This window comes from Serratia sp. H1w (assembly GCF_000633355.1).
Lineage (GTDB): Bacteria > Pseudomonadota > Gammaproteobacteria > Enterobacterales > Enterobacteriaceae > Chania.
The window spans coordinates 36,808-51,964 of the sequence record NZ_AYMQ01000041.1 but is presented as its reverse complement, the minus strand read 5'-3'; the positions used below and the strand labels follow the sequence as shown (position 1 = coordinate 51,964).

Below are 15,157 nucleotides of genomic sequence, written 5' to 3'. Positions count from 1 at the left end.
GATATTACGTTGATTAGCGCCAGATGCGACTTATTTTTTTACCAGGTGGGGAGCCAGTAGTAAAAGGTCAGCCGCAGAGAGGCGATCGGGTGCGGTGGAGGCCTGGTGCCAGTACGGATAAATCAGCGGCGGACGGCTCACTTCCTCCAAGCGCCGCAGCTCTTCTTCGTTCAGGATCAGGTTGGCCGCGTGCAGGTTGTCTTTGAACTGCTCCGCGTTACGGGCACCAATGACGACCGACGTTATCGTTGGGCGTGCCAACAGCCAGGCCAGCGCGATTTGTGCCGCAGAGATGCCACGGGAGTGAGCAATGTCTACCAGCACCTCGACAATATCAAACAGCGCCTCTTGATCGCGCACCGGCGGTTCACCCCAGTTGGCCAGATGGCGGGTGCCTTCCGGTGTCGGTAGATTACGACGATATTTGCCCGACAGCAGGCCACCGGCCAATGGGCTCCAGACCAAGACGCCAAGCCCTTGATCCTGTGCGACCGGTAGCAGTTCGTATTCCGCTTCGCGTGCCTGGAGGCTGTAATGGATCTGTTGACTGACCGGGCGTACCAATCCCAAGCGTTCAGCGCTGCCCAGGTGTTTCATCAGATGCCAACCGGAGAAGTTGGACAAACCGGTGTAGCGCACCTTGCCGCTGCTCACCAGATCTTCCAATGCCCGCAGCGTTTCTTCCACCGGTGTGATGCCGTCCCATTCGTGTAACTGATACAGATCGAGATAGTCGGTGTTCAGGCGTTTCAGGCTGGCTTCGCACGCGCGGATCAGGTGGTGGCGTGACAGCCCGGCGTCGTTCGGGCCGCTGCCCATGGGGAAACGGGCCTTGCTGGCGATCAGCACCTCATGGCGTTGACTGCCCAGTGCTTGGCCGAGGATCTCCTCCGATTGGCCTGCCGAGTACACATCGGCGGTATCGAACAGGTTGATCCCGGCGTCAATGCACATGGCGATCTGATTGCGTGCCTCGCTGACATCAGTCGTGCCGGTTTTGGCGAACTTGCCTTGCCCTCCAAAGGTCATGGTGCCCAAACTTAGCGCCGAAACTTTCAGGCCGGAACGGCCAAGTTGACGGTATTCCATCGTTAACTCCTTACCTTGGTTGCCAGAGATTTTTCAGACGTGGGGGGCGCACTTTTCCTTTGGCGGATTTCATTGCCCGCCTCTGCGCCCAGCGTAAAGCTATCCAGCACCGCCAACAGGGCGATCACGCCGATCACGATAAAGGCCAGTTGGAAATCGGCCAGCGGTACCGTGCCATGTTGCTGCGGCATCAGCATCTCTGCTAGCCGCAACGCCAGCGCGCCGATGGCGATCCCCAGGCCGCTGCCCATCTGTTGGGCCATATTGAACAGGGTGTTGGCTCCGCTCATGCGTGGCTGCGGCACTTCGGAAAACGCCAGCGTATTGAGCGCGGTGAACTGCATTGAACGCGTCAAGCCACTGACAAACAGCAGCGCCAGAATTAGCCAGGTAGGGGTCTGTGGGGTAAGCAACGCACAGGCAAAGATGGTGGCAGCGTTGAGTAAACCGTTGACCACTAGCGTGGTACGGAAGCGGAACCGGTAGAGGATCGGTGAGGTAAAGGGTTTCATCACCAGATTACCGGCAAACACGGCCAATACCAATAATCCCGCGTCGAAGGCATTCAAGCCAAAGCCGATTTGAAACAGCAAGGGCAGCAGGAACGGCACGGCTCCGATGGCGATACGGAACAGGGTACCGCCCTTAATAGTGACGGCGTAACTTTTAATCCGCATCGCCCAGAGATCCATCAAGGGATAGGCATGGCGTTTGGCGTGGCGGATTGCCAGGCTGCCTAGCGCCAGACTGCCCACCAGACATAATAGCGGCACCAACCAAGAAAGCTGCGGGCTGTTGATCAGATCCAGGCCAAACATCAGCCCGAAACAGGCGACGCCGGTGAGTGCAAAGCCCACGCCATCAAAGGGGACGCCTTTCTGAGCTGGCTCATGGGGGATCAACCGCCAGGCGAAGAACAACGCCAGCAGGCCAAGCGGGACGTTGAGAATAAAAATCCAGTGCCAGGAAGCGTAGGTGGTGATAAAACCGCCCACCGGTGGCCCCAGGATCGGCGCCGCCAACCCTGGCCAGGTGATAGTGGCAATAGCGTTGATCAGATCGGGTTTGGCGGTATTGCGCAGAACTACCAGGCGGCCTACCGGCACCATGAGTGCGCCACCAAAGCCTTGCAGGATACGAGCGGTGGTAAATTGCGGCAAAGTTGTGCTGAGAGCGCACAACACCGAGGCCAGGGTAAAAATAACGATGGCGGCGGTGAAAATATTGCGGGCACCGAAGCGGTTGGCGATCCAGCCGCTGGCGGGGATAAACACCGTCAGGGTAAGAATATAGGCAGAAACCCCGATGTTCATATCGACCGGCTGTACGCCAAACGCCGCCGCCATTTGCGGCATGGCGGTGACAATTACCGTGCCATCCAGGTTTTCCATAAAGAATGCCCCGGCGACCAGCAGCGGGAGCGCGCTAGCGCGGGAGAACCAGCTCATGGACGGCTCCGGCTGGAGTACGGCAAACACGCAGGCATAACAGAAACCCCGTTTCAAAAATCGTAACGTCGGCAGAGTTTTTGAGCATAACGCATCACGACAAGGTTAAACAGGACGATTTGTAGGGGCGCCGCATGCTGCGCCCGCTTAGCTGTAAAAACGCCAGTTCGATCGAAATTAACCGCCAGCCAACCGTTGCCCGCTCTGGGCATCAAACAGATGGATAGCACTGGCATTGGCCTCAAGCGCGAGCCTTTGGCCGCTTTGTGCGTCGATCCGACCGCTGAACTGCACATGCAAGCGAAAACCGGCCCAGGTGAGATGCAACAGGCTGACATCACCGGTGACTTCTATCAGCCTCAGCTCCGCAGCAGGTTGGCTACTGGTGGCGACCAGACGGAAATCGTGCGGACGCAGCCCGAGGATCACCTGGCTGCCCTCGGTGACGCCATGCCATTTGTCGGGCAAAGGAAACCATAGCTCACCGCAGGCAACCCCCTGGTTTTGCACTACGCCTTCCAGTAAGTTCATCGGTGGTGAACCGATGAATCGGGCGACAAAGGTATCGACGGGCGCGTCATAAATCTCCAGCGGTTTACCTTGTTGCACGATATTACCGTCTTTCATCACCACGATCTGATCGGCTAACGTCATGGCTTCAACCTGATCGTGGGTCACGTAGACCGTCGTGGTACGAAACTGTTGATGCAGTGCCTTGATTTCGGCCCGCAGTTCCATCCGCAACTGGGCATCAAGGTTAGACAATGGCTCATCAAACAGAAACACCTTCGGATTACGCACCATCGCCCGGCCCATGGCGACCCGCTGCCGTTGCCCCCCAGAAAGCTCCTTGGGGTAACGCTGCAAGAGCGTAGCGATCCCCAGAATACGCGCCGCCTGCTGCACTTTAGCCTGCTGCTCGCTTTTACTGACCTTCATCACCTGCATATGAAACGCCATATTTTCCGCCACCGTCAGGTGTGGGTAGAGCGCATAGCTTTGAAACACCATGGCGATATCCCGATCGGCGGGATCGAGATCGCTAATCTTCTGCTTATCGAGCAGGATCGCGCCGTCGGAAAGCGTATCCAATCCGGCCAGCAAGCGCAGCAGCGTCGATTTCCCGCAGCCAGAAGGGCCAACCAACACGGTAAAACTGCCATCCGGGATGGTTAAATCGAGCGGGTTGAGCACCCGCTGTTTGCCATAGTATTTGGCAACTTGCACCAGTTCGACGCTTGCCATCAGATTTACTCTCCGGCGCAGGTTTTCAGGGTTTGCCAGTCCAGATATTGGCGCGGTGAGCTGCCGATCGCATGGCTGGCGGCACGAATTCCCCAACGCAGGGCGACGCTCGCCGAGTGGCCGTACAGGATTGCCGTCAGAAAACCGGCGTTGAAACTATCTCCGGCACCGATGGTATCGACTACCTTGATGGGATGCGCCGCAGCTTGCAGCTGCCGTTCACCGCTCCACAACTTGGCGCCGTCGGGCCCGCATTTTACCACGCACTGGCCATCGGTGGGCTGTTGTCGGTTGAGCGTGCGCGCTGCAGTGTAAAGATCGTCATTACCCGCCATGCCACAGGTTTCCACCTCGTTGAGCAGCAGGATATCGCACAGTGGCAGCCACTCTGCGATCTGTGCGCGAAGTTCATCGCTCCAGCCCTGCGGTGGCCAACCGGTGTCGACCGCGATGCGATAACCTCGCTGGTGTAAGGCTTGCAGTAGAGCCGGATAGGCCGCCATCAGCGTGGTGCAGAGAAAGGTTCCACATAACAGCACTATATCGCCTTGGCTGGCGACCAGCGGCAACTGGTGCAGCACATCGTCGTGGGTCAGTCGGGTGATGTGGCCCTGATTGCTGAAAAAGGTTCTTTCATTATCCGGGTGTGTGACGCCAAACGTCAGCGACGTTTCACAAGGGTAAGTTGGCCAGTAAACCGCGCTCTCCGGAAACTGGCTGGCCAGCCACGGGCTGAAATAGTCATTACCTTGATTGGCAACCAGCCGATAGGGCGTTTGCAGCGCGGCCAGCGCCAATGCGCAGTTGCCAGCAGAGCCGCCGGGGCGCATTTCGCTATGATCCAGCATCGCCTCGGTGCCTTTTTGCGGCCAGTGCTGCAAGGTACTCATAATCACATCGACGTTAATGTTGCCAGCTACGTATAACGTGGCTTGGGTGGAATTCATCATGTAACTTCACTCCCTTTCAAATTAGCCCTTGCTGCCACCGCTGGTTAAACCGCTGACCAGCGTCTTTTGCAGCCAGATGGCGATAAACAGTGGCGGAATGGCCGCTAAAATACCGACGGCGGCGATCAGGCCGTCATCGGTGGCTCGCCCGGCGGTGAAACCGGCAATGGTCACCGGCAGCGTCTGTGCCTGAATATTGCTGGTGAACAGCAGCGCGTAGAAAAACTCGTCCCAGGCCAGCAGCCAGCCAAACAGGGCCGACGCCCCTAACGCCGGTTTAGCCAGCGGTAAAGTGATCCGTAACAGCACCTGCCACTGGCGTAAGCCGTCCAGTCTGGCGGCCTGCTCGATATCGATCGGCAGGGCATCGAACTGGTTTTTCAGCATCCAGGTCAGGAACGGCATGATCATCGAGCAATACACCAACACCAGCCCGAGGTGGGTGTTCAGCAACGTCAGTTTTTGCAGGATAAAGTACAGCGGCAGCACGAAGGCCACCGGTGGCACCATGTAAATCGCCAAGCTGGTGAACAGCCAACAGTCGCGTCCGGGGTAGCGGGAGAAACTGAACGCCGCCGGGATCGCCAATAACAGCGAGATCAGCGTGGCTCCGCAGGCCACCAACAGGCTGTTGAGCATCGCATGTAAAAACAGCGCACCGGGCTGGCCAGCCTGTAGCGATAACAGGCTGCCATAGCGTGAAAAGTCCCACTGGCGCGGCAGCCATTCCAAGGGGACGCGGGTCAGGTCGGCACTCGAGCTGACGCTCATCAAAAACAACCACAGCATCGGGGCCAGGATCGACACCGCCAGCAGCAGAGCGGCCAGATAGCAGAGTGCGCGGCGGATTTTACGCTTCATCGGCGGAACTCCCTTTACGCTGGCGGAACAACATCAACAGATACAGCGCAATCAGCAATCCGCACAGCAGCGTCATCAACACCGCATAGGCCGCGCCGCTGCCCGCGCGCAAATAGCTGAACGACTCCTGATAAACGAAGAAGCTGACGGTTTTGGTGCTGTCCATCGGTCCGCCGCGGGTCATCACGTAAATGATATCGAACACCTTGAAAGCATCGATGGTGCGCAACACCAGCGCTACCGCCAGCGGTGCCAGGATCGCGGGCAGGGTGATGGCGCGAAAACGCCGCCAGGCCGAGGCACCGTCCAGTCTGGCCGCCTCGTACAAGTCTTCTGGGATCGACTGCAACGCCGCCAGCGTCAGCAGGGTGATCAGCGGATAGTTTTTCCAGATATCCGCCAGCATCACCGCATTAAGGGCCGAAGCAGGATCGCCCAGCCAGCTGCGGTAATGGTCAATCACGCCAAGCTGGGTCAGCAGGGCATTAATGCTGCCATAGTCGGGGTTGAAATTAAGCCGCCACATCGTGGCATTGACGATGGTCGGCAAGGCCCAAGGCAGGATCACCAGCACCCGCAGGACATTGCGGCCATAAAACTTCTGGTTGAGCAGTAACGCCACCAGCACACCGATCAGCCCCTCGAAGGCTACCGAAACCACGGTGAAATAAAGCGTGCGCCATAACGCGGCCTGAAAATCCGGGTCGGTGAGGGCATAGAGAAAGTTGTCACCTCCCACCCAGGCAGGTGTGGTGCCGTCACCTACCAGGGCGGCATCGGTGAAGCTCAGCCAAAGCGTGCGGCCCAGCGGCCAGGCGGTTAACAGCAGCATCATCAGTAACATGGGTGCCAGCAGCACCCATGCCTGACGCCGCTCACGTTGAGGTAAAGTGAGCATGCTCATCCCTTAACGCAACCGTGCGGTACTTTGGGTGGCAGTAGCCAGCCCTTCCTGCGGCGTCACCTTGCCCTGCAAGATCTGTTGCAAATCCTGTTGCAGACCGTTGGATAAGCGCGAGTAATCCGCCGTTTCCGGGCGCGAAAGCATCACGTTCAGCGACTGTTTGGCAGCGGCAATCAGCGGCTCCTGATCCTTTTGCACCGCCGGATCGTCGTAAGACGATTTCCAGATCGGCAGGCTGAGCTTGGCGTATTTGTCCTGTACCGGCTGCGAGGTCATGTAACTGATATATTCCCAGGCCTGGTCCGGATGGGCGCTGGCCTTGGCAATGCCCAACCCCATCGAACCATTCACCGCACCTACCTGGCCCGGCTTGCCACCCGGAGCTGGGGCGATGCCCACATCGCCAGCCACTTTGCTCTGTTTGGCATCGTTGGCCATGTTGTACATATAGGTCCAGTTGAGGGCGAACGCAGCATCACCGTTGGAGAAGGCTTTGCGGACGTCTTCCTCCAGATACTCACGGGAGTTGGGGTTGGTCAAACCTTTATCCAGCGACTGCTTCATATAGCTGGCCGCTGCGAGTGAGGCTGGCGTGGAGAAATCAATTTTTCCCTGTTGATAGAATTTGCCGCCATTGCCGGAAACCAGGGTGGTGTAATCACAGATCAGCGCTTCCGCCTGCGACCAGCTCCAAACCAGCGGATATTTTACGATGCCTTTCTGTTTGAGGATTTCCGCCTGCTGTTCCAGTTCCTGCCAGGTTTTCGGTGGGGCGGTGATGCCAGCCTTGGCCAGCATGGCTTTATTGAAGTAAAGATACTTGGTATCGAGGATCCACGGCATGCCCCAGACCTTATCCTTGTACGTCACGGTGGTCATGGCCCCGTCAAAGATCTTCTTGCTGTCCTCTGGACTGACGCGCGCGGTGACGTCTTGCAGCAGACCGAACTTGGTGAATTCGGCAGGCCAGATGGCGTCGAATAGCACCACGTCATAGCCATTGCTACCGGCCCCGCGCGCCGCCACGATCTTGTCGTGTAGCGCTTCGTAAGGGACAAACTCCAGGTTAACGGTAATATCCGGGTGCTGTTTGCTGAAGTCGGCAGTCATGGCGCGAATATCATTTTCGCTGTAGGCCGCCTGGGTCATAAACAGCGCGTTGATTTGCGTTGGGGCAGCAAAGGCAGATGAGAGGCTAAACGTCAGGGCAGTGAGGGTACAAACTGCACTGGCGGCGATGGTGGTACTTTTCATGTGCGGTCTCCGGTGTAAAAAGATTTTTAAATCAATTTGATTGCTTTATTGGAGGGCACCATACTGCTAACACGATCTCCCTTTCTGCATAGGCAGTTATGACGACTTCCGGCACTAACCTTGAACATGCTCGTGCACACAACCGGCGCGTAGTGATCGAGGCGATCCGTCTGCACGGCGAATTGACCCGTGCCGAAATTGCCCGGCTGACCTCACTGACGCCGCAAACCGTTTCTAACATCGCAACAGAACTGGAGCAGGCTGGCATTCTTTCCTCGCACTTGCCACGCCGCGCGGGGGGAAGAGGCCAACCGGCAACGCCGCTAACCCTGAATCCAGACAGTGCTTATTCCATCGGCATTCATCTGGATCATCAATCACTGCTGGTTATCGTCGTTGATCTCTCGGGAAGCGTGCGCTTCCACCGCTTGATTATGGTGCAAAAGCCCCAGCCTGCTGCGACCCTGAAACGGATTTGTGATGTACTGCAAGAATTGCGCCAGCAGCCGGATCTGACCTGGAGCAAAATGCTGGGCATCGGTGTGGTGATGCCGGGGCCGTTTGGGGTGGAGGGGATCTCATCGGTGGGGCCAACCACGCTCAACGGTTGGGAGCAAACCGACGTGGTCGCTGAGCTCACTGCACAGAGTGGCCTGCCGGTGACGCTGGAAAATGACGCGACCGTCGCCGCCATTGGCGAGCGGTTGCACGGTGTGGCCAAGCGGCTAAATTCTTTTATTTATCTTTATCTCGGCACCGGCCTGGGGGCCGGGATCTTTACCGACGGGCGTATTTATACTGGCCATGCGCACAACGCTGGTGAAGTCGGCCACATGATAGTGCAACCGGGTGGACGCGCTTGTTACTGTGGTAATCAGGGCTGTCTGGAGCGTTATGTCTCGCTACAGGCGGCGTATGAAAGCTGCGGGTTAGACCCCATGACCGCCATGCCGCAAGATCTGTTGTCGTTGCCGCAGGCCAGCCTGGTTCACTGGTTCGATTCTGCGGTACCTGCCTTGCGTCAGGCCATCAACATCGTCGAATGTATGTTTGATGCCGAAGCGGTGATCCTCGGCGGCCTGATGCCGGAGAGCATTGTGGAGCAACTGATTAAACGCTTGGCTCCGCTGCACCGTTCGGTGCGCAGTAAATACCTGGATGGATTACGAGTTCGTTTGGGCACCACCGGGGCAGATACCGCCGCACTGGGGGCCGCATCGCTGCCGCTGTTTGATGAATTCAATCCTCGCTATGAAGTGCTGTTAAAATAAATAGCCAGGGATCAAGGTTAAGATTTGGTAAGCAGCAGGGTAAAAGTGAAACAATAAAAATAAATATTGTGGGGCTGTCCGCATGGCGCTGAGGCGTTATTTATAAAATGAAATAATTAGTAATGATTGATGCAGAAGCAACCTGTTGCATTAATTGTATTTTTTACCCGGCCGTAATCCCTCTGGATCCATTGTGTGAGTTTGCCACAAACTTGGATACATATTGACGATTAAAAAAGTAATTGGCCCGCCTTGCATTAAGCTAATGGCGGTATAGATTAATATAATTACCGTCATCAATACGGTGATACTCCTACGAGCTAATCATGCTTGTAACAACAGTAGTGGCTAGAGTTCGACATAATAATAGAGGTAATCACGATGAAACTTCGAGTACTCTCTCTGATGGTGCCTGCTTTGCTGATGGCAGGCTCCGCAGGCGCAGCGGAAATCTACAACAAAGACGGTAATAAACTGGATTTGTACGGTTTAGTCGATGGTCTTCACTATTTCTCTGATAACAATAGCGTTGATGGCGACCAGTCTTACATACGTATGGGGCTGCGCGGTGAAACGCAGATCAATGATCAACTCACCGGCTACGGCACGTGGGAATACCAGGTCAACGTCAACACCCCGGAAAGCGAAAACAATGCCTTCACCCGTTATGGTTTCGCGGGATTAAAAGCCACTGATTATGGCTCATTCGACTATGGCCGTAATAACGGCGTACTGTATGACGTTGCGGCCTATACGGATATGCAGCCTGAATTTGACGGCTCTACTTATGGTGCCGATCAATTCATGTTCCAACGCTCAAGTGGTTTGGCCACCTATCGTAACAATGACTTCTTTGGTCTGGTCGATGGCCTGCATTTTGCTGTGCAGTACCAGGGGAAAAACGGCAGTCCTGAAGAAACTAACAATGGCCGCGACGTGCTGGGGCAAAACGGCGACGGTTATGGGATGTCGGTGAATTATGATATGGGCTTCGGCATCAATGCAGCAGGTGCCTTCTTTAATTCCAAACGTACCAGCGAACAGAATGGCGGCGGCGCATATAGCGGCATCATGGGGCGTGGCGATAATGCGGAAGGGTATTCAGGCGGTCTAAAATATGATGCCAATAATACCTACCTGGCGGTGATGTTTACCCAGTCCTATAATGCGGCCCGTTTTGGCAGCTCAAACAGCGAGGCTTATGGCTATGCCAACAAGGCGCAAAGCTTTGAGGCCTATGCCCATTATCTGTTTGATTTCGGCCTGAAACCATTTGTCGGTTATAACCAAACCAACGGGAAAAACCTGGGGCAGGCAGCCAACGGCCATAGCTACGGCAGTGAAAATCTGGTCAAGTTTGTTGACTTGGGGGCGACCTATTACTTCAACAAAAACATGTCCACCTATGTGGATTATAAAATCAACCTGTTGGATGAAAACGACTTCACCAAGTCGGCTGGCATCAATACCGACGACGTGGTTGCTGTAGGCCTGGTTTACCAGTTCTAATCACAGTGTAATAAGTCAGCTTGCGAGAACGCGGCCACCTGGCCGCGTTTTTCATGCGGAACCCGATTTGATACCCATCACAAATTAACAAACTGGCATGTTAATTTTAATGAAACATCGTTTCTTTAATTTAACACGGACAGGAAAAGGGATAACATTCAATGCGCTGATTACAGCGACCTTGACTGTTCTTCTAGTGATAAGGGATCTCCATGAGAATAACGCGCTCACCTTCCTATAAAACGATTAAGACTATGCTTCTGCTGATGGCAACCGGTTTGATGGCAACCACTCCACAGGCGTCTGCCGCTCCCATGAACAAACAAGCCCCACAGCAATTGCATGTTCCAGCTCTATCGTCTGACGACAGTAGCTTGATGTTGGTATGGCAAGCGCCAGAGGATACCGGCGATATCGTTGACTATCTGGTTTACTCTGAAGGGAAACTGTTGGGTAAAGCCAGTGAAAATAACGATCGGTTTTCACCAGCCAAGCCTTACATCAATCAATTTTATGCCAATGACAAAGATCGCTTCTCGCACCGGATCGTGATCCAGAATTTCAAAGTAACGGATTTAAAGCCTGAGCGTCAGTATTCGTTTACCGTCAAAGCGCTCTATGCCGATGGTACGCAGTCAGACGCCAGTCAAAGCATTACGGCCAAAACCACCCCGTTGCCGGCCGTGATCAATATCACGGATTTCGGTGCGAAAGGCGATAGCACCACGCTGAATACCAAGGCGATCCAACAGGCAATTGATGCTTGCCAACCTGGCTGCCGGCTTGATGTTCCTGCGGGAGTTTATAAAACGGGAGCGCTATGGCTGAAAAGTGATATGACGCTCAACCTACAGGCGGGTTCGACCTTGCTGGGTTCCGATGATCCGGCAGATTATCCACCAGCTTACCGGCTGTATAGCTATTCCACAGAAATGCGGCCCGCCTCCTTGCTTAATGCCATTGACCCGGAACATGCAGAGCCGGGAACTTTCCGCAATATCCGCATTGTTGGGCCTGGTGTGATTGACGGCAATGGCTGGTTACGCCAGAAAAGCGCTGAGATTGTCGATGAGGTGGGGAACCGCCTGCCACAGTATATTTCCAGTAACAACCGGGAAGTCCATAACGATGGCATTCTGGCTAAACATCAGGTCGCCAAGGCGGTGGCCGAAGGCGTACCGCTACAAATCGCTTACGGGCAACGCCGATCCAGCCTGGTGACATTACGTGGCGTCGAGAATGTTTATCTGGCCGACTTTACAGCACGCAATCCGGCTTTCCACGGCGTCATGCTGTTGGAAAGTCACAATGTGACAGCCAATAACCTGATCCATCAGACCTTTGATGCCAACAATGGCGACGGTATCGAGTTTGGTAACAGCCAGAATGTGATCGTCATGAATAACTTCTTTGATACGGGTGATGACTGCATTAACTTCGCGGCAGGCACCGGTGAAAAAGCGCGTGAACAACCTTCAATGAAGGGGGCCTGGTTATTCAACAACTATCTGCGCCGGGGGCATGGTGCGGTAGTGACGGGCAGCCATACCGGGGCCTGGATTGAGGACATTCTGGCCGAAAACAACGTCATCTACCTGACCGATGTCGGTTTGCGCGCCAAGAGCACCACGGATATCGGCGGTGGGGCCCGTAACATCACATTCCGCAATAATGCCATGCGGGATATTCTTCGCCAGCCGGTGATCCTGACGTTGAATTACTCCGATCCTAACGCCAAGATTGATTACCCTGCGGCGAAGGAACCGGCTCAGTTTTATAATGTTCTGGTGCAGAACGTCACGGTACAGGGAACGTTAGGGGATAAACCAGCCATCGAAATCAAAGGGAATAGTGAAAAAAATGCCTGGCACCGACAGATCCGCTTCAACAATGTGCATTTCAATAATGTGCCGCCCACTGCCATCAGTGATTTAGCAGATAGTCAGTTTGACCAGGTGACGTTTAGCCACTTACGTGGAGATGATCCTTGGCATTTCAACGCTGTCAGGAACGTGACCGTCGATGGTAAGCCTGTCGCACAATAATGAATTTCAATAGGTTGTAAGGCAGGGTTTTCCCTGCCTGTTAAGCCACCCGTACCAGAAGCTCGGACATTATAACGAGCCAAATCCCAGCGCCCCTTGTCGGTTAACAATTGCTAAATGTGCAAAAAAAGAGTTACGGGTCGCACCCAGGTGTGATTGCAACTTATCTTTGCTCAAATGGCCATCTGGGCCTAAGCTAGCCTATGTTGCTGAATTTGCAGCTTCTATCCAAGTGGGCACCGCGTACCGCGTTGCCACACCACGACATGGAGGAGTTTCGATTTGATGCGTTTATCAACCCTGATGCTGGCGATCGGCGTTGCGTTAAGCACGCCCGCGCTGGCAGAAACGAACACCCAGACTAAGGAGGCGAATGTGACCGGAGAAGTTAATCAGGCTAAGCGGGGAGAAAACCCGTTCTTTGCCGCCAGTCAGTTGCCATTCCAGGCTCCTCGTTTTGATGCCATCAGCGAAAGCGACTATGCTCCGGCCATTGCCGCCGGTATCCAGCAAAAACTTGCGGAAGTCGAAAAGATCGCCAATAACCCGGCAGCGCCCACGTTCGAAAATACCTTTGTGGCGCTGGAAAAAAGTGGCGCACTGCTGACGCGTACCATGAACGTATTTAGCGCGATGACCTCTGCCAACACCAGCGATGCCTTGCAAAAGCTGGATGAAGAGACTTCACCGAAACTGGCCGCGTTAGATGATGCCATTATGCTGAACAGCAAGCTGTTTGCGCGCATCAAGGCGATTTACGACCAGCGGGATAGCCTGAAACTGGATGCCGAATCCCTGCGGCTGGTTGAAGTGACCTACAAGAACTATGTGCTGGCCGGTGCCAACCTCTCCGACGCGGATAAAACCCAACTGAAAGCGTTGAATCAGGAAGCGGCAACGCTGAGCACCCAGTTCACCAATAAATTACTGGCCGCCAGCAAAAACGGCGCTTTGGCGATCGGCGATAAAAGCCTGCTGGCAGGGCTTTCAGATGGCGAGTTAGCGGCAGCCGCTCAGGCTGCTAGTGAGCGTAAGCTGGATAAGCAGTGGCTGTTGGTGTTGCAAAACACCACGCAGCAACCCGATCTGCAAAGCCTGCAAAATCGCGATACTCGGCAAAAATTGTTCGAAGCGTCGATCAATCGGGCCGAAAAAAGTGATGCCAACGATACCCGTCAAACCCTGGCGCGGCTAGCCAAAGTGCGTGCCGAGCAGGCCAAACTGCTGGGCTTCCCGAACTATGCCGCCTGGAAGTTGCAAAACCAGATGGCGAAAACCCCGGATGCGGCGCTGGCGTTTATGCGTGATATCGTGCCTGCCGCCACCGGCCGGGCAGAGCGCGAGGCCAAAGATATTCAGGCGATGATCGATCGACAGAATGGTGGCTTTAAACTGGCCGCCTGGGATTGGCAGTTCTACGCCGAGCAGGTGCGTAAAGAGAAGTACGATCTGGATGAGTCGCAGATCAAACCTTACTTTGAGATGAACAACGTGCTGCATAATGGCGTGTTCTACGCTGCCAACCTGTTGTACGGCATCAGCTTTAAAGAGCGCAAAGATATCCCGGTTTATCATCCGGATGTGCGAGTGTACGAGGTGTTTGATAAAGACGGCCAATCCCTGGCGTTGTTCTACACCGATTTCTACAAACGTGATAACAAAGGCGGCGGTGCCTGGATGAGCAACTTTGTTGAGCAGTCCAAACTCAACGGCACCAAACCCGTGATCTACAACGTCTCCAACTTCACCAAGCCTGCGGCAGGCCAACCGGCGTTGTTGTCCTATGACGATGTGATCACCATGTTCCATGAGTTCGGTCATGCGCTGCACGGCATGTTTGCCGATCAGCAATACCCGAGCCTTTCTGGTACCAATACCGCCCGCGATTTTTTCGAGTTCCCTTCGCAGTTTAACGAGCACTGGGCCAGCGATCCCAAAGTATTCGCCCACTTCGCCAAGCATTACCAAACCGGCGCGGCAATGCCGCAGGAGTTGGTTGACAAGATTAACAAGGCCGACAAGTTCAACAAGGGCTATGCCATGACCGAGCTGTTGGCTGCCGCGCTGCTGGACATGCACTGGCATATGTTGACGGCCGATCAACCCCAGCAGGACGTTGACAAGTTCGAAGCCGCATCGTTGAGTCAGGACAAGATCGATCTCAGCTATGTGCCACCGCGCTATCGCTCCAGCTATTTCCAGCATATCTGGGGCAACGGCTATGCCGCCGGTTATTACGCCTATTTGTGGACGGAGATGTTGGCGGATGATGCCTTCCAGTGGTTCAGCGATAACGGCGGATTAACGGCAGAGAATGGCCAACGCTTCCGTGACCAGGTCTTGTCGCAGGGCAACAGCCAGGATCTGGAGAAGCTGTATGTGAAGTGGCGTGGGCAAGAGCCAAGCATTGAACCCATGCTGATCAATCGCGGGCTGAAAGATAAGTAAGCCCCGTTTTGCATTCTCCGGGGGCAGGTGACCGCCCTCGGATTTTAAGCCGCGAGACGAGGAAAGCGAATTGTGTGAGGCCGGTCATTTTTCTATGCAAGCGAAATCAACCTTAGTGAGATTAGTCCTTGTA

At 54.9% G+C, this 15,157-nt stretch carries 11 protein-coding genes; 4 read left to right on the top strand and 7 right to left on the bottom strand.

Features of this window, described 5'->3' with window-relative positions; genetic code table 11:
* Positions 1-30: 30 nt before the first annotated feature.
* The 7 genes from U869_RS0107650 to U869_RS0107620 form a co-directional block, all read right to left on the bottom strand.
* Positions 31-1,089, bottom strand: a complete 1,059-nt coding sequence (locus U869_RS0107650) for an aldo/keto reductase (RefSeq protein ID WP_025118864.1) — start codon at positions 1,087-1,089, stop codon at positions 31-33.
* Between the two features lie 2 nt (positions 1,090-1,091).
* Entirely contained in the window at positions 1,092-2,537 is a 1,446-nt protein-coding gene (locus U869_RS0107645; protein ID WP_025118863.1) for an MFS transporter, read from the bottom strand.
* A 177-nt stretch (positions 2,538-2,714) separates the two neighbouring features.
* Positions 2,715-3,782: an ABC transporter ATP-binding protein gene (locus tag U869_RS0107640; protein ID WP_025118862.1), complete on the bottom strand. Its 1,068-nt coding sequence runs from the start codon at positions 3,780-3,782 to the stop codon at positions 2,715-2,717.
* Positions 3,783-3,787: 5 nt separating this feature from the next.
* Entirely contained in the window at positions 3,788-4,732 is a 945-nt protein-coding gene (locus U869_RS0107635) for a carbohydrate kinase family protein (RefSeq protein ID WP_029987184.1), read from the bottom strand.
* 21 nt (positions 4,733-4,753) lie between these two features.
* Positions 4,754-5,593, bottom strand: a complete 840-nt coding sequence (locus U869_RS0107630) for a carbohydrate ABC transporter permease (protein WP_025118861.1) — start codon at positions 5,591-5,593, stop codon at positions 4,754-4,756.
* Positions 5,583-6,491: a carbohydrate ABC transporter permease gene (locus tag U869_RS0107625; RefSeq protein ID WP_025118860.1), complete on the bottom strand. Its 909-nt coding sequence runs from the start codon at positions 6,489-6,491 to the stop codon at positions 5,583-5,585. Before U869_RS0107625 ends, U869_RS0107630 begins: the two co-directional genes overlap by 11 nt.
* A 9-nt stretch (positions 6,492-6,500) precedes the next feature.
* The gene (locus U869_RS0107620; RefSeq protein ID WP_025118859.1) at positions 6,501-7,751 is read right to left on the bottom strand and encodes an extracellular solute-binding protein; all 1,251 of its coding nucleotides are present in this window, start codon (positions 7,749-7,751) and stop codon (positions 6,501-6,503) included.
* Between the two features lie 98 nt (positions 7,752-7,849).
* Between U869_RS0107620 and U869_RS0107615 the strand changes: the two genes are divergently transcribed.
* The 4 genes from U869_RS0107615 (at position 7,850) to dcp (ending at position 15,024) form a co-directional block, all read left to right on the top strand.
* Positions 7,850-9,022: an ROK family transcriptional regulator gene (locus U869_RS0107615; RefSeq protein ID WP_025118858.1), complete on the top strand. Its 1,173-nt coding sequence runs from the start codon at positions 7,850-7,852 to the stop codon at positions 9,020-9,022.
* Between the two features lie 381 nt (positions 9,023-9,403).
* Positions 9,404-10,531 carry a porin OmpC gene (gene ompC, locus U869_RS0107610; protein ID WP_025118857.1) on the top strand — a complete coding sequence of 376 codons (1,128 nt, stop codon included), beginning with the start codon at positions 9,404-9,406 and terminating at the stop codon, positions 10,529-10,531.
* 254 nt (positions 10,532-10,785) lie between these two features.
* The gene (locus tag U869_RS0107605; RefSeq protein ID WP_029987183.1) at positions 10,786-12,576 is read left to right on the top strand and encodes a glycosyl hydrolase family 28 protein; all 1,791 of its coding nucleotides are present in this window, start codon (positions 10,786-10,788) and stop codon (positions 12,574-12,576) included.
* 285 nt (positions 12,577-12,861) lie between these two features.
* Positions 12,862-15,024, top strand: a complete 2,163-nt coding sequence (dcp, locus tag U869_RS0107600; protein ID WP_025118855.1) for a peptidyl-dipeptidase Dcp — start codon at positions 12,862-12,864, stop codon at positions 15,022-15,024.
* Positions 15,025-15,157: the final 133 nt, after the last annotated feature.

Coding starts and splice junctions, on each gene's coding strand:
- U869_RS0107650 (WP_025118864.1), bottom strand. CDS start 1,089: ATGGAATACCGTCAACTTGGCCGTTCCGGCCTGAAAGTTTCGGCGCTA.
- dcp (WP_025118855.1), top strand. CDS start 12,862: ATGCGTTTATCAACCCTGATGCTGGCGATCGGCGTTGCGTTAAGCACG.
- U869_RS0107605 (WP_029987183.1), top strand. CDS start 10,786: ATGCTTCTGCTGATGGCAACCGGTTTGATGGCAACCACTCCACAGGCG.
- U869_RS0107615 (WP_025118858.1), top strand. CDS start 7,850: ATGACGACTTCCGGCACTAACCTTGAACATGCTCGTGCACACAACCGG.
- ompC (WP_025118857.1), top strand. CDS start 9,404: ATGAAACTTCGAGTACTCTCTCTGATGGTGCCTGCTTTGCTGATGGCA.
- U869_RS0107635 (WP_029987184.1), bottom strand. CDS start 4,732: ATGATGAATTCCACCCAAGCCACGTTATACGTAGCTGGCAACATTAAC.
- U869_RS0107645 (WP_025118863.1), bottom strand. CDS start 2,537: ATGAGCTGGTTCTCCCGCGCTAGCGCGCTCCCGCTGCTGGTCGCCGGG.
- U869_RS0107630 (WP_025118861.1), bottom strand. CDS start 5,593: ATGAAGCGTAAAATCCGCCGCGCACTCTGCTATCTGGCCGCTCTGCTG.
- U869_RS0107620 (WP_025118859.1), bottom strand. CDS start 7,751: ATGAAAAGTACCACCATCGCCGCCAGTGCAGTTTGTACCCTCACTGCC.
- U869_RS0107640 (WP_025118862.1), bottom strand. CDS start 3,782: ATGGCAAGCGTCGAACTGGTGCAAGTTGCCAAATACTATGGCAAACAG.
- U869_RS0107625 (WP_025118860.1), bottom strand. CDS start 6,491: ATGCTCACTTTACCTCAACGTGAGCGGCGTCAGGCATGGGTGCTGCTG.